The organism is Mesorhizobium sp. M0051 (assembly GCF_040323235.1).
Taxonomy (GTDB): Bacteria; Pseudomonadota; Alphaproteobacteria; order Rhizobiales; family Rhizobiaceae; genus Mesorhizobium.
Genome location: NZ_JAMYUT010000013.1, coordinates 48,988 through 63,633, shown reverse-complemented (window position 1 = coordinate 63,633; position 14,646 = coordinate 48,988). Strand labels below are relative to the sequence as shown.

Genomic DNA, 14,646 nt, shown 5'->3' with positions numbered 1-14,646 from the left:
GTCAAGGATTCGTCGATGCAGCGATTCGAAAATGCCCGCGAGGCGGCACTGGCGCTTCGTCCGGACGACCCGGTCTATTGCTTCCGCCCGCAAGTGCTGATCGCCGATGCCAAACAGTTCATGGCCATGTTCCCCGGCAAGACCGCTTATGCGGTCAAGACCAATGGCGAGCAGATCGTGCTGAAGACCCTGGTCGAGGCCGGCGTGAAGGCTTTCGATGTGGCTTCGCCAGGCGAGTTCGCCGCCGTGCGCGCGGTCTCTGCCGATGCCGAGATGCTCTACATGCACCCGGTCAAGGCGCAGTCGGACATCAAGCTGGCGCTGGAGAAGTACGGCATTCGCGTCATTTCGCTCGACCATGAGGACGAGATCACCAAACTGACCCGCGTGGTGCGGGCGCTCGACGTCGATCCGAGCTCGATCAGTGTTTTCGTGCGGGTGCAGACCAAAGGGCATGCCGCCTACGAACTGTCGAAGAAGTTCGGGGCCGGGCCGGCCTATGCCATCGAACTCGCCGAGCGGCTGAACCGTACCGGCTACAAGGTCGGCCTGTGTTTCCATGTCGGCAGCCAGATCGAGGATCCCGACACCTATGAGCGGGCGCTTGCGTCGGCCGACTGGGTGCGCAACCGGCTGACCTTCGATATTGCCGGGCTCGATGTCGGCGGCGGTTTTCCCGCCGAATACGGCCATGATCCCAACCGCAAGCAGATCGAGATGCCGTCGCTCGGCCAGATCATGTCGCGGCTGTCCGGCGACCTGAAGGAATACCAGTTCGACCAGATGCCGCTGGTGGCCGAGCCCGGCCGCGTGATCGTGGCGCGCTGCCTGTCGCTGATCGTGCGGGTGCTGCTGCGCAAGGGCAAGCGGCTCTACATCAATGACGGCATCTGGGCATCGCTGTCGGATTCATGGACCGGCAAGATCACCCTGCCGGCGCGTTTCATTCCCGATCCGGCGATCCGTTCGCGCAATGGCGAGGAAAAGAGCATCGTGCCTTTCAAGGTCTGCGGTGCGACCTGCGATTCCGTCGACATCCTGTCGCGGCCGTTCTGGCTCCCGGAAACCGTCGACACCGGCGACTGGATCGAGATCGGCCACATCGGCGCCTATTCGCTGTCGCTAAGGACCCGCTTCAACGGCTTTTATCCCGACACCTTCGTCGAGGTCACGACGCCCTTCGACGAGGGCGACGTGCCACAAGGGTTTGCGAGCTTGGAGACGATGGCGGGATAGCGAATAGGGAATAGCCAGTAGCGAATAGGGAAGATTTGCTGAGACAGCAGCAAGGAAGGACTACCTTCTATTCGCTATTCGCTATTCGCTATTCGCTAAAGCTTTGCCAATAGCTCCGGCGTCGGCCAGCCATCCACCGGCAAACCTAGCCGCATTTGTTCCTTGCGGATCGCCTCGCGGGTGTTGGTCCCGAGGATGCCGTCGACTGTGCCGACGTCGTAGCCCCTTGCTTCGAGCTTTGTCTGCAAAGCCTTCATTTGCTCGCTCTCGAGACCGGTCTCGGGATTGCGTGGGTCGAACTGTTTTGCTCCCGCCAACCGGGCGGCGAGATTGGCCGCGGTCAGAGCGTAGGTGAAGGACTGGTTCCACTCGAGATAGACGTCGAAATTGTCATAGGCGAGGAAGGCGGGGCCTTTGCGGCCCATAGGCAGCGCCAAGCCGGCCTTGAGGCCGTTGTCGATCAGCGGCGTGCCGTCGGGGTTGGTGATGCCCCATTGTGCCCATTGCGATAGGGGCAGCTTGTTGGTGCGACCGGTCTGGTCCCACGGCATGTCTTCGGGCACGCGGACTTCCTGGATCCAGGGCTCGTCGCGTTTCCAGCCACGCGACAGTACCTTGTTGGCGGTGGTCATGATCACGTCCGGCACACTGCCGCGCAGGTCGACCTTGCCATCGCCATCGCCATCGACGCCGCGCACCAGATAATCGGACGGCAGGATCTGCGTCTGGCCGATCTCGCCGGCCCATGCACCCTTGACGTCGGCCGGCACCACGCCGCGATCGATCAATTGCAGAAGCGGCATCAACTGAGGCCGGAACAGTTGCGGGCGGCGGCAATCATGGGAAAGCGTCACCAGGGCGCTCAACGTGTGGAATTCGCCCTGTACGGCGCCGAAATCGGTTTCCAGCGCCCAGAACGCGGCGATGATCGGCGCCTGGACGCCGAACTGCCGATCGGCGCGGGCGAAGACATCGGCGTATTTCGTCAGGTTCGCCGCACCTTGCTTCAGCCGGTAGGCCGAGATCATGCGGTCGGAGAATTCGATGAAGGTCTGGGTGAAGACGCCTTGGGCGCGGTCACGTGCGAGGACCTTCTCATCGATGGCTGCGGCCTCCAGCGCGTCGAGACCGACTGGGCCGACGCCAGCCGCCTTGGCTTCCGCTGCCACGCCCTGCTTCCAGGCTTCGAAGTCGCCGCCGCATTCCTGCGCCATCGCCGGCACGGCCAAGGCGCACAGGAACAGCGCCGCGAGGGCTTGAGAACGCAGTCGCATCGGTTTCCTCTCGAAACGAACCGGGGCATTTGTCGCGCTTCGCCGGGAAGCCCAACGCCCTGAATTGCCTGCGGTTGCACTCTTTACCGCTGCCTGTGTCGAAAAGCAGGCGACAGCACCGATGTCAACGGTTGTTCTGCCGCAGCCCTTGTTCCCAAGGCTTCGCCGCTGTTGCCCCGGTGTCAACGGTTGTTCTGCCGCAGCGCTTATTCCCGAGGCTTCGCCGCCGTTGTCACGATGCCAACGGGTGTTCTGCCGCAGCGCTTATTCCCGAGGCTTCGCCGCCGTTGTCACGATGTCAGCGGGTGTTCTGCCGCAGCCACTTGTTCCAGGCGGCTTCGCTGCCGTTGAAGACGTTGATGTCGGACTTGCCGGTCATGCCCGGAACGATGCCGGTTCCGGTGTATTGCCAGAAGGTGAAAGGGTGGCTGCCATACTTCTCGCGCGGATGGCCGGCGACGGAGCGCAGCCAGTAGGGATACCCGCCGAAGCTCGCCAGTTCGTTGTCGTCGAAGAAGTCGACCGAGGTGTAGATGATCGGCTTCTTGCCGTAGTGCCGTTCGACAATTTCGAGGAAGGTGGTCATCTCCGCGCGCACGGTGACCGCGTCGGGACGCAGCCTGCAGGTCGGCGATTGCGGGTTCCATTCCATGTCGAGGACCGGTGGCATTGCCGAGCGATCGACAGGGACGTTGCGGATGAACCAGCGCGCCTGCACGGCAGCCGGGGTGCAGAAATAGTAAAAATGATACGCCGCGCGCGGAATCCCGTTGGCCTTGGTGCGCGCCCAATGCTCGTTGAAATAGTCGTCGAAACGGTCGCCGCCCTCGGTCGCCTTGATGAAGGCGAAGGAGATGCCGCTGGCCCTGGCCGCTGGCCAGTCGACCGAGGTCTGGTATTTGGAGACATCGGTGCCGTGGACAGCGTAGCTCCACGGCGCGCCGCTTTCCCATTCATGCGGCTTGGAATCGGCAAAGCGCGGCGCGCGCACGGCGACCGCCTGGCTGTTCGACACGGACGGCGACAGCGGCGAGAGGTCGTCAACGGTCGAACAGGCGCCAAGCAGTGTCAGCACGAAAAGGACCGCAAGACGGCGCATCGCAACTCCCGAGCCGGATTCAGCCGGTCGCTGATGGGTTTTGTTGTGGGTGGCCCCCTCGACTGGCCTCTCCGAGCGATCGCCCCACAGCATCGCTCCAACCTATCCTTTGATCGCCGATCATGGTTGATAATCCGTTGACGACGCTCGACAAGCCCCATGATTTGCGAAAGCAATGGCGGCAAATCGATGACACCAGCGTCCGGCGAGACCTGGGAGGAAAGAAAACAAATGCGGATCGTCGTCAAGATCGTCAAATGGCTACTTGGCCTGATCGTGCTGGCAATCGCCGCGCTTTTTGCCTGGCTTTATATCGCGCCGCCGGAATTGATCCGCGTCGGCTCGGGCTACTCGGCCAAGATCGTCTGTTCGAACGTCTTTATCGCCGGACGCAATGCCAATGAGGTGCTGGCCGTCGACGTGCAGGCGCCTGGGCATCCGTTGCTCCGGTTGATGCGGATCTCGGTGGACAAGAACAGGGGAACGGTCTCCGCGGGCTTATTTGGTTTCCTCGGCAAGAGCGTCGCCGTCGCCCGTGACGGGCTGGGTTGCGCTTCGGTCCCCGACGGCGATGTCGGCAAGGTGCGGCGGACGGCAATTCATGCGGCGTCCCCGGAGGTCAGCCAGAATGCGCTGTGGCCGGAAGGTGAGCGGATCGAGGCATCACCGGACCCGCTGATTGCCAAGTTGCTGGACGATGCGGCACTGACCGGTCCTGGGTTGCGCGCGGTGGTGGTGGTCAAGAACGGTCGTGTCGTCGCCGAGCGCTATGGTGCAGGTTTTTCGGCAAAGACGCCGTTGCTCGGCTGGTCGATGACCAAGACGGTGAATGCCGCCATCGTCGGCACGTTGTTCAAGGACGGCAAGATGACCTTCACCGACAAGGGACTGTTCGGGCCGTGGAAGGCGGACGGCCGCAATGCCATCAGCCTTGCCGACATGATGGCGATGTCAAGCGGGCTGGAGTTCAATGAGGATTATGGCGACGTCGCCGACGTCACGCGCATGCTCTATCTGGAGCCCGACATGGCGGGCTTTGCCGAATCAAAGCCGCTGGCGGCCGAGGTCGGCAAGATATTTTCCTATTCGAGCGGCACGGCGGTGATGCTGTCGCGCCTTTGGCAGGACGCGATCGGCGACAAGGCCAAGGCGCTGACGTGGCCGCGCACGGCGCTGTTCGAACCGCTCGGCATGCACAGCGCGGTGCTGGAGACGGACGAGCAGGGCACCTTCGTCGGCTCGTCCTATCTCTACGCAACCGCGCATGACTGGGCGCGCTTCGGTCAGTTCCTGCTGCAAAGCGGGGTGTGGAACGGCAACCAAATCCTGCCGGCCGGCTTCGTCGACTGGATGCGGGAGCCGGCAGCCGCATCGAAAGTCTACGGCAAGGGCCAGCTGTGGATCGAGGCTCCGGGCGATGAGGAAAACCCGGGCGCGGGCGTCGCCGCAGGCCTGCCAAAGGACACCTACTGGATGGAGGGCCATGACGGGCAGACGGTCGCCATCATCCCCTCTGAGCAGTTGGTGGTGGTGCGGCTGGGCCTGACCCCGGCCAAACTCGGCTACCGACCGCAGACGATGGTGGGCGCGCTGGTGAAGGCGCTGCATTAGCCCTTTGGCTGCCCGATCACGGCCAGCCAGGCATAGCCGCGATAAAGCGTGCGAAAGCGGAAGCTTGCGCCGGTTCGCCGAGATTCCGATTCCAGAACCTCGCGCAGCGATTCACGCGGCGCGACATGGAACTTTCTGAGCCAGCCGCGCAGCAGCGCGCGAAACCAGCGCGGCAGACCTTCCTGCTGGCCGAAATCGACGACGTGCAGCGAACCGTTCGGTGACAGTGCGGCAAGCGCTGTCGGCACCGTTTTTTCCCAATCGGGGATCATCGACAGCGAGTAGGACACGAAGATTCGATCGAAGCGTTCGACACCGAAGAGTGCCTCGGCATCGAAATCCGTGGCGTCGCCCCTTGCCAGCACGACGCGGCCGGACAGACCCTCGCGCGTCATCGCGGCGCCGGCCGTCTCCAGCATTTCGGCTGAGATGTCGAGGCCGAAGAAGCGCGCTTCCGGGTATCTGCGAGCGGCGAGGATAATGTTGCGGCCGGTGCCGCAGCCGAGCTCAAGCACGTTGCCGCCGGCGGGCACATCAAGCTCCGCTATCAGCCGGTCGCGGCCGAGCAGGTAATATTTGCGGGTCAGGTCGTAGATGTGGCGCTGCCAGCGGTAGACGCCGTCCATCAATTCGGCATGGTTTGCCTTGAATTCTGGGCTGGCCGGCAGTTCGGTCGTGCTCACGCTGCACGCTTCACATAGAGGTGGAAGCCGCCATAGATGGCGGAGCGGTCGCGAGTCGAGAATTCGAGCGATGCTTCATCCTGATAGGCCCACTGGTCGAGCAGCGAACTGGAGACCCGGCCGGGCAGCAGGCTGGGCTCGGCGGCGGTGCGGAAGATGACGCGGGCGCCGGCCGATGCGGTGCGGGTGATTTCCGCCCACAGCGCGTTGAGCTGTTCATCGGTCATCCAATCCTGTGCATCGAGCAGGACGAAGCGGTCGACCGCGCCGGCATCCTTGCCGGTGAGGAATTCGATCAGATTGGCATGGTGGATGGTGACGCGGTCGACATTGCCGCGGATGGTCTCGTAGTTCTGCCTTTCCAAATAGGCGGGCAGGGCGGCCTCGCCGGGGTTTGGATAGCGCCGGGCGAAGGCCTGCCAGGCGAAGTAGTTGTTCTGCAGCGGAAAATCGCAAGCGAGCTTTTCCAGCCGGGCCTTCAGCACGCTGGCCATGGTGCCGTCGCCCGAGGTGATCAGCGAATCGTACTGCGCCGGCGGAATGCCGAGGCCGAACAGCGAGGCCTTGCGTGACGTCGCCCATTTCAAAAGCTTCTTGTCGAAGACCGGCGCCAACTCCTCTTGGAAGAAGCGACGCTGCTCGCCTGGGTTGCAAGCCTGCATGATGCCGGCGGGGTCGACGCCGAAGAACTTTGCCGTGCGATGGCCCATGGCGATGAACAGGCCAAGCAGGCCGGTCCGGTAAAAATTGCGATCGAAGACGGCGATGCGCCTGATGCCGCGCCAGTTGCGGCGCTCCCAGTAGTGACGGCTGACCGGGTCGAGATAGGGCGCGATGAAACGGTCGTAGGCTTCCGAATTGTGGCTGGTGTCGGCGGCGCCGAAGAAGCGGAACAGGTCGCCTTGCGAAGGCAGGTGGCGCACCGCCTCCAGCTTCATGCGGTTCAGCGCGACGTGGGCGGCATTGAGGTCTACGGCGTCGACCCGTGCCGGCGAGCGGGTAAGGTAGGCCAGAATGTTGCAGCCGCCCGAGGCGATGGTGACGACGCGGTGACCCCGGCCAAGCTGCATCGCCTCCATGTCGACGTCGGGGTCTTCCCAAATCTGCGGATAGACGAGGCCGGAAAACAGGAAGGCGAACAGCCGCTCCGAAATGCCTGCCTTCGACAGGGGGCGGTTCTGGTAGACGGCCTTTCCCACTTCCTTGCCGCGGCGAAAGACCAGATCTGCGGAGACGTCCGTCATGGCAAGATGATTTCCCCATTTGCTTTGCCGCAAGCGGGTAACCCAGGGTGATGACAGGCCGGTGACAGCCTGTTGATGCCTGCTTATGGCTTGCCGAATCCGCCCGGCGTCGGCGTCGTCAGAATGACGGCTTCGCCCGGCTGAAGCACGGTCTGGTCGCAGGCCTTGAGGACTTCAATGGTTCCGTCCTTGCGGCGGATCTTGGTCGAGCCGACCTCGCCATCGCCGCCGCCGTCCAGGCCTTGCGGCGGGCGGTTGCGGTGCGAGGACAGGATCGCGCATTCCATCTTTTCGAGGAAGCGGATGGTGCGCTTGGTGCCGTCGCCCGCGCTCCATTTGCCCTTGCCGCCGGAACCTTCCCGAATGTGGAAATCCTCGAGCAGAACGGGAAAGCGCAGTTCCAGCACTTCCGGGTCGGTGAGGCGCGAATTGGTCATGTGGGTGTGAACCCCGGAGGTGCCGGCAAAGCCGCGGCCGGAGTTCATCTGGCCGGCCGGCGAGCCGGAACAGATCGTCTCGTAATATTGGTACGTCTTGTTGCCGAAGGTCAGGTTGTTCATCGTGCCTTGCGCGTTGGCCATGGCGCCCATGGCGCCGAACAGCGCGTTGGTGACGTGCTGCGAGGTCTCGACATTGCCGGCGACGACAGCGGCGGGGTAGGCGGGTTTCAGCATCGAGCCGTCGGGAATGATGATGTTGATTGGCCGCAGGCACCCGGCATTCATCGGGATCATATCCTCGACCATGACGCGGAAGGCATAGAGCACGGCCGCACGGGCGACCGGCTCGGGCGCGTTGAAATTGTTCTTCATCACCGGCGACGTGCCGGTGAAGTCGACGGTCGCCTCGCGCCTTTGCCGATCGACCGTGATCTTCACCTTGATGACCTGGCCTGTGTCGGTCGGATATTCGTACTCAGAACTATCTGGCAGCCGTTCCAGCACGCGGCGCACGCTTTCGGCGGCGTTGTCCTGGACATGACCCATATAGGCCTCGACGACATCGAGGCCGAAATGCGTGACCATCTTGCGCAGTTCCGCGACGCCCTTCTCGTTGGCGGCGATCTGCGCCTTGAGGTCAGCGATGTTCTGGTGCGGATTGCGCGCCGGATAGCGGTGGTCGGTCAGAAGCGTTTCCAGCTCCTTTTCGCGGAAGTGGCCGCGATCGACGATGCGGAAATTGTCGAACAGTACGCCTTCCTCGTCGACGGTGGTGGCAAGCGGCGTCATCGAACCGGGTGCCGTGCCGCCAATATCCGCATGGTGGCCACGCGAGGCGGCCCAGAAGAGGATTTCGTGTTGGGCGTCGTCGAACACCGGCGTCACCACCGTGATGTCGGGCAAATGCGTGCCGCCATTGTAGGGGGCGTTCAGGGCAAAGACGTCGCCGGGGTGGATGTCGCCGGAGTTCAACCGGATGATGGTTTCGACCGAACGGTCCATCGAGCCCAGATGCACCGGCATATGCGGGGCGTTGGCAACCAGCGCGCCGGTGCGGTCGAAGACGGCGCAGGAGAAATCCAGCCTTTCCTTGATGTTGACCGAATAGGCGGTGTTCTGCAGCGTCACGCCCATCTGTTCGGCAATCGACATGAACAGATTGTTGAAGACCTCCAGCATGACCGGGTCGGCCTCGGTACCGAGTGCTGCCTGCCGGCGCTTTTTCTCGACGCGGCGCAGGAGCACATGGTTCCTGGCGGTGATTTCGGCCTGCCAGCCCGGCTCGATCACGATCGTCTGGTTCGGCTCGATGATCAAGGCAGGACCCGCAACCGTGTTTCCCGGCCTCAGCGCCTCGCGGCGGAAGATGCCTGAAGCACGCCACTCTCCCTCGGTGAAGATTTCGCGGGTTTGCGAAGGGCTTACGGCGAGGTCTTCGGTTTGCGATTCAGTTTCGTCGCGGCCGTTGCCGCCGGTGTCGATGCCTTCGACGCCGACGGTCTCGACGATCATCGGCTTGTCGTCATAGACGAAACCGAACTGTGCTTTGTGGGCGATTTCGAAATCGCGCTTGGCCTGGAAAATCGAGTCTTCCTCAAAATTCACCGGCAATGTCGTGTCGGTGCCGTCGTAACGGATGTGCAGCACCGGCTTCGCGGCAACCGCGTCCTCGGCGATGCCTTGTGCCGCGAGTTCGGCGATGACGGCTTTTTTCAAGGTGGTAATAAGGTTGCCGATCTCCGTTCTGGACTCTTCGGCAAGCGGCTTCAGCAACGCCTGCTGGCGCGAGGCAAAAACCGAAGACAGGCCAATGCCGTAGGCCGACAGCAGGCCGGAGAAGGGATGGATCAATACCGCCTCCATGCCGAGCGCGTCAGCGACCAGGCAAGCGTGCTGGCCGCCGGCGCCACCGAAGCAGTTCAAGAGATATTCAGTGACGTCGTAGCCGCGCTGAACTGAGATCTTCTTGATGGCGTTCGCCATGTTCTCAACAGCGATGGTGACGAAGCCTTCGGCGACAGCCTCGGGCGTGCGGCCGTCGCCAATTTCGGCTGCCAGCATGGCGAATTTTGCCCGCACCGTCTCGACATCGAGCGGCTGGTCCTGGCCGGGGCCGAAAATGGCGGGAAAGAAATCGGGCTGCAGCTTGCCCAGCATGACATTGGCGTCGGTGACGGCGAGCGGCCCGCCGCGCCGGTAGGCGGCCGGGCCGGGATTGGCGCCAGCCGAGTCGGGTCCGGCACGGAAGCGGCCGGCCTCGTAATGCAGGATCGAGCCGCCACCGGCGGCGACGGTGTGGATGCGCATCATCGGCGCGCGGATGCGCACGCCAGCGACCTCGGTGTCGAAGGCACGCTCATACTCGCCGTCATAATGGGCGACATCGGTGGAGGTGCCGCCCATGTCGAAGCCGATGACTTTGCCGAAACCGGCGAGCCTGGCCGTCTCGACCATGCCGACGACGCCGCCGGCTGGGCCCGACAGCAGCGCGTCCTTTCCCTGGAACATGTCGGCAGCGGTCAGCCCGCCGGAGGACATCATGAACATCAGGCGAGGGGATTCCCTCCCCCTCGAGGGGAGGGTGGCGGCAAAGCCGCCGGGTGGGGTCGGCTCGACTGGGTTCGACGCATCGGCGGTGCCTTCTGATAGGACCCCCTCTGGCCGCTTTGCCGACTGCCCTTCGCTATGGCTTCGGGCGTTCGTTGCTGAAAAAGCCAAATCGTTGGCTTTTTCTCGACCTTCGGTCGACCGCCACTCACCCCCCTCGAGGGGGGAGAGGACGCCCAACTCTCCCGCCACCCTCTGCACATACCTCGACAGGATGGGCGACAGATAGGCGTCGACCACAGTGGTGTCGCCACGGCCGACCAGCTTGATCAGCGGTGAGACCTCGTGGCTGACCGAAACCTGGCTGAAACCAAGTTTGCGGCAGACTTTTGCCACCGCCTTCTCGTGGTCGGGATATTTCCACGCATGCATGAAGGCGATAGCCACGGCATCGATGCCATCGGCCCTGGCCTGTTCGATCGCCGGCCGGCAGGCGGCGATGTCGAGCAATTGTTCGACACGGCCATCAGCGCGTACGCGCTCGTTGATCTCGATGACGCGCTCGTAGAGCTGTTCGGGAAGGATGATCTCCTTGGCGAAGATGTCCGGGCGCGCCTGATAGGCGATCTTCAGCGCATCGCGAAAACCCTTGGTAATGAGCAAAAGAACGCGGTCGCCCTTGCGCTCCAGCAGCGCATTGGTGGCGACCGTGGTGCCCATCTTGACGTCGCCGATCAGGCCGGGCGGGATGGCATCGTCGGAGGATAGACCGAGAAGGCCGCGAATGCCCTGGATGGCGGCATCGGCATAGGCCTCGGGATTTTCGGAGAGAAGCTTGCGGGGATGCAGCCCGCCCTCCGGATCCTTGCCGATGACGTCGGTGAATGTGCCGCCGCGGTCGATCCAGAAATCCCATTTTTCGGTCATGACAGCCCTGGCACTTTTCTGTTCGATCTGTGGTTCAGCACATTCTGTTAGTTCGCCATCGTTCGACCGGCAATCGCAAATGAACCAGACGATGTTACATGCGGAAACGCAACGTTACGAAACTCATGGCTATCTGACGCATTTCCTTTCGACCGTTCACGGCAACGTGAGCGTATATCGAAGGAGAGATAATATGAAAAAGCTCATTCTTGCGTCCGTTTCCGCTTTGGCCTTGCTTGGCGTTGCCGCCTGCAGTGACAACGGTACGGATAATACCACCACCCAGAGCACCCCACCGCCGGCCGAACAGCCGATGAAGCCGGCTACGCCGCCGGCCGCGACGCCTCCGGCTACCGACAACTCGACTACGAAGAGCATCACACCCGAGAAGCCTGCCGAGCCGGCTCCGGCAAAACCAGCTCCTGCGCCCGCGCAGTAGTCGGGAACGCGGTACTTTTGCGTGAAGGACGAGAAAGGCCTGTGGTATCGGCCTTTCTCGTTTAATCCGACCGCCGCGGCCACATCCCGCGCCAAAGTCGGGCCGATTGTCGTGCGGAGCCTGCGGCACTGTCCCGGCTTGATAGCAAGGGGCGGTGGCACTAAGAAGCAGGCTATGTCCATTTGGGATCGCCTCGGCGAGTTCATCACCCGCGTTTCATCTTCAACCTCGTCGGGTGTTGCCGACGTCGTCGAGGCCGTGCGCACGGTTTTTTCGGGCGATGCGGATCTGCGCCGGCGTGTCGCGTTCTCGGTGGCGATGATCGCATTGTCGGCCAAGATGGCCAAGGCCGATGGCATCGTCACCCAGGACGAGGTGCGCGCCTTCCAGCAGATTTTCGACGTGCCGCCAAAGGAGACGCGCAATGTGGCGCGGCTGTTCGATCTCGCCCAACGCGACGTGGCCGGTTTCGAAATCTATGCCGAGCGGATGGCGCAGATGTGCGGCTCGGGGCATTCCAACTGCGCGATGCTGGAAGACATACTCGAGGGCTTGTTTTACATCGCCAAGGCCGACGGGCTGGTGCATGAGCGCGAAGGCCTCTTCCTGCACCGCATCGCCGAGATTTTCCGCATCGACGAGGCACATTACGAAAGCATCATGGCGCGGCACGTCAATCTGGGCGCCGGGGATCCCTATGTCGTGCTCGGTATCGAGCGCGGTAAGCCGTTCGAAGAGGTCAGGAAACGCTATCGAAAGCTGGTTTCCGACAATCATCCGGACCGGCTGATTGCGCGCGGCCTGCCGCAGGAATTCATCAAGATCGCAACGACCAGGGTGGCGGCGATCAATGCCGCCTATGAGATGATCGAGCGGGGTCTGCGCCACGCATGAGCGGTTTCCTGCCCGACGAGCCACGTGCCGAGGTCAGGGTATCGCCGAATTTCGGTCCGCGGCGCGAGACACTCAAGCCTGACATGATCGTGTTGCACTACACCGGCATGGCGACTGGCATTGGGGCCGAGGCGTTGCTGTGCGATCCGGCCAGCGAGGTGTCGTCGCACTATCTCGTCCATGAGAATGGCCACATCGTGCAAATGGTCAGGGAAAGCGACCGCGCTTGGCACGCCGGCAAGAGTTCGTGGTTCGGACGCGCCGACATCAATTCCTGTTCCGTCGGCATCGAGATCGTCAATCCAGGACATACGCTGGGCTATCCCGGTTTTCCCAAGCGGCAGATCGATGCGGTGATCGGGCTGTGCAGGGGGATCGCCGGGCGGCATTCGATTGCCGCCGAGCGGGTGCTCGCACATTCCGATGTGGCGCCGGGACGCAAAATCGATCCGGGCGAGAAGTTCCCCTGGAAGACGCTGTTCGAGGCCGGTGTCGGCCATCTCGTGGCAGCCGCACCGATCCGGCGAGGAGCCGTGCTCAGGCTCGGCGATGCCGGCGGTGACGTCGAGGCGTTGCAGTCGATGCTGGCGCTCTACGGCTATGGCGTCGAAATAACGAGCATTTTCGACCGACAGACGGAGTTCGTCGTCGAGGCGTTTCAGAGGCATTTCCGGCCGCGCAGAGTGGACGGCATTGCCGATGGCTCGACACTGCGGACACTGCAAAAGCTGCTTGCCTCCGTGAGACGCTGACCTGAGGGTAGCCTCTTCCAAGCAACCCCTTCCAATCTTTAAATTACAAGCTGTCACTCAAAGTGACTTGCCTGGCCTTGTTTGACACCAATTCGAGCGTCAAACGGCTGGCGTGCAGATGTCGGACCCCCAGCCCCCCGGGGTTGTTCCGATATTGATTAGGCGTTGCTGCGTGAACATCTTCACGCAGTCCAGACAGAACAGGATCACATGCAGAAATTGACCGTTTTAACGGCAGCTCTTGCTGCCGGCGTAATGACTTTTGCCTTCGGCACGGCGCAAGCCGCGCCACTCAGCCCGCGGGCCGATCAAGGGCTTTCCGCCGTACCCGCAAAAAGCAGCAAGGCCACGCTGGCCACAAGCGACAAGGCAAGCCACGACGCCAAGGCGACGAAGCGGGTTTCCGCCAAAGTGGAAAAGGCAAGCTGGTCCAAGCCCAAGAAGTCTACCGCCAAAAGGCAGACGAAGCGCGGTCGCAAGACCGTCGACATGACGACAACGGCGTCGGTTGGTCTGAGGAAGGCGGCGGCATCGACGGCCGCGGTGGCCAGCATCGGCCAGTATTCCGCAATCGTTGCCCGCTATGCGGCGATCGAAGGCGTGCCGGTGTCGCTCGCCACGGCCGTCATCAAGATCGAGAGCAACTACCGGCCTGACATCGTCGGCAGCGCCGGCGAGATCGGCCTGATGCAGATCAAGCCGGCAACAGCGCGGATGATGGGATATAGCGGTTCCGCCAAGGGCCTGTTCGATCCCGACACCAACATCAAATACGGCATGAAATATCTTGCCATGGCGCGGAGCCTCGGCGGCGGCACGACCTGTGGTACGATTCTGAAATACAATGCCGGGCATGCCGCAACGCGAATGAACCCGGTGTCGGCCGCCTATTGCGGCAAGGTCAAAGTGCAGATGGCTGCGCTTGGATCGCCTGCATAAGTCTGCTTTTTCGTTTGCGTTTTCGGGCGTGAACCCCTTTATACGCCTTGCCAGCTGGCCGGGCGGCCGCACCCGCAAACGCCGAAAGGCCGCGGGTGAGGAAAGTCCGGGCTCCATGGAAACACGGTGCCGGTTAATGGCCGGCGGGGGCGACCCCAGGGAAAGTGCCACAGAAAGCAAACCGCCACGGTTCGGCTTTTGCCGGATTCGGGGCAAGGGTGAAAGGGTGGGGTAAGAGCCCACCGCGCGACTGGCAACAGGAGCGGCACGGTAAACCCCACCGGGAGCAAGACCGAATAGGGGCGGTGCGAGGGGAAACCCTCGAGGGCTGTTTCCGGCCCACCGTCCGGGTAGGTTGCGTGAGGCGCATGGCAACATGCGCCCAAGATGAATGGCCGCCACGTTCTCGCGCCGCAAGGGGCGAGGGCCATACAAAACCCGGCTTACAGGCCAGCTGGCAATTCTCTCCATGATATCGAAGAGAAGTCTTTGAGATCAGCAGGTTGCGCCCTGGGGCGCGCCTGGTGATTCAAGCTTTGTTCAGCTGTTCATCCATGCGAG

General features: G+C 62.6%; 11 protein-coding genes and 1 other RNA gene. 7 read left to right on the top strand and 5 right to left on the bottom strand.

Annotation, left to right across the window (positions count from 1 at the left end):
* Positions 1-15 precede the first annotated feature (15 nt).
* Entirely contained in the window at positions 16-1,236 is a 1,221-nt protein-coding gene (locus tag NKJ90_RS15560) for an alanine racemase (protein ID WP_352486312.1), read from the top strand.
* Positions 1,237-1,331: 95 nt separating this feature from the next.
* Here the strand turns inward: NKJ90_RS15560 and NKJ90_RS15555 are convergent, their stop codons facing one another.
* Positions 1,332-2,510: a lytic murein transglycosylase gene (locus tag NKJ90_RS15555; protein WP_023756989.1), complete on the bottom strand. Its 1,179-nt coding sequence runs from the start codon at positions 2,508-2,510 to the stop codon at positions 1,332-1,334.
* Positions 2,511-2,808: 298 nt separating this feature from the next.
* The gene (locus NKJ90_RS15550) at positions 2,809-3,609 is read right to left on the bottom strand and encodes a glycoside hydrolase family 25 protein (RefSeq protein ID WP_023756990.1); all 801 of its coding nucleotides are present in this window, start codon (positions 3,607-3,609) and stop codon (positions 2,809-2,811) included.
* 231 nt (positions 3,610-3,840) lie between these two features.
* Between NKJ90_RS15550 and NKJ90_RS15545 the strand changes: the two genes are divergently transcribed.
* Positions 3,841-5,220, top strand: coding sequence for a serine hydrolase domain-containing protein (locus NKJ90_RS15545; protein ID WP_023756991.1), 1,380 nt, complete (start codon positions 3,841-3,843; stop codon positions 5,218-5,220).
* Here the strand turns inward: NKJ90_RS15545 and NKJ90_RS15540 are convergent.
* The 3 genes from NKJ90_RS15540 to NKJ90_RS15530 all read right to left on the bottom strand — a co-directional run bounded on the left by NKJ90_RS15540 (position 5,217) and on the right by NKJ90_RS15530 (position 11,061).
* Entirely contained in the window at positions 5,217-5,903 is a 687-nt protein-coding gene (locus tag NKJ90_RS15540) for a class I SAM-dependent methyltransferase (protein WP_023756992.1), read from the bottom strand. The genes NKJ90_RS15545 and NKJ90_RS15540 overlap by 4 nt on opposite strands.
* Positions 5,900-7,147, bottom strand: coding sequence for a BtaA family protein (locus tag NKJ90_RS15535; RefSeq protein ID WP_023756993.1), 1,248 nt, complete (start codon positions 7,145-7,147; stop codon positions 5,900-5,902). The genes NKJ90_RS15540 and NKJ90_RS15535 overlap by 4 nt, the downstream gene beginning before the upstream one ends.
* An 83-nt stretch (positions 7,148-7,230) precedes the next feature.
* Entirely contained in the window at positions 7,231-11,061 is a 3,831-nt protein-coding gene (locus tag NKJ90_RS15530; protein WP_023756994.1) for a hydantoinase B/oxoprolinase family protein, read from the bottom strand.
* A gap of 193 nt (positions 11,062-11,254) precedes the next feature.
* Between NKJ90_RS15530 and NKJ90_RS15525 the strand changes: the two genes are divergently transcribed.
* The 5 genes from NKJ90_RS15525 (at position 11,255) to rnpB (ending at position 14,547) form a co-directional block, all read left to right on the top strand.
* On the top strand, positions 11,255-11,500 hold the full coding sequence (locus tag NKJ90_RS15525) for a hypothetical protein (RefSeq protein WP_084025055.1): 246 nt from the start codon (positions 11,255-11,257) through the stop codon (positions 11,498-11,500).
* A 174-nt stretch (positions 11,501-11,674) separates the two neighbouring features.
* The gene (locus tag NKJ90_RS15520; RefSeq protein ID WP_023756996.1) at positions 11,675-12,394 is read left to right on the top strand and encodes a J domain-containing protein; all 720 of its coding nucleotides are present in this window, start codon (positions 11,675-11,677) and stop codon (positions 12,392-12,394) included.
* Positions 12,391-13,146: an N-acetylmuramoyl-L-alanine amidase gene (locus tag NKJ90_RS15515; protein WP_023756997.1), complete on the top strand. Its 756-nt coding sequence runs from the start codon at positions 12,391-12,393 to the stop codon at positions 13,144-13,146. The genes NKJ90_RS15520 and NKJ90_RS15515 overlap by 4 nt, the downstream gene beginning before the upstream one ends.
* A gap of 210 nt (positions 13,147-13,356) precedes the next feature.
* A complete protein-coding gene (locus NKJ90_RS15510) occupies positions 13,357-14,085 on the top strand; it encodes a lytic transglycosylase domain-containing protein (protein ID WP_023756998.1) in 729 nt (242 codons plus the stop codon).
* A 50-nt stretch (positions 14,086-14,135) separates the two neighbouring features.
* Positions 14,136-14,547: RNase P RNA component class A (gene rnpB, locus NKJ90_RS15505), an RNA gene on the top strand.
* The last annotated feature ends 99 nt before the right edge of the window (positions 14,548-14,646 follow it).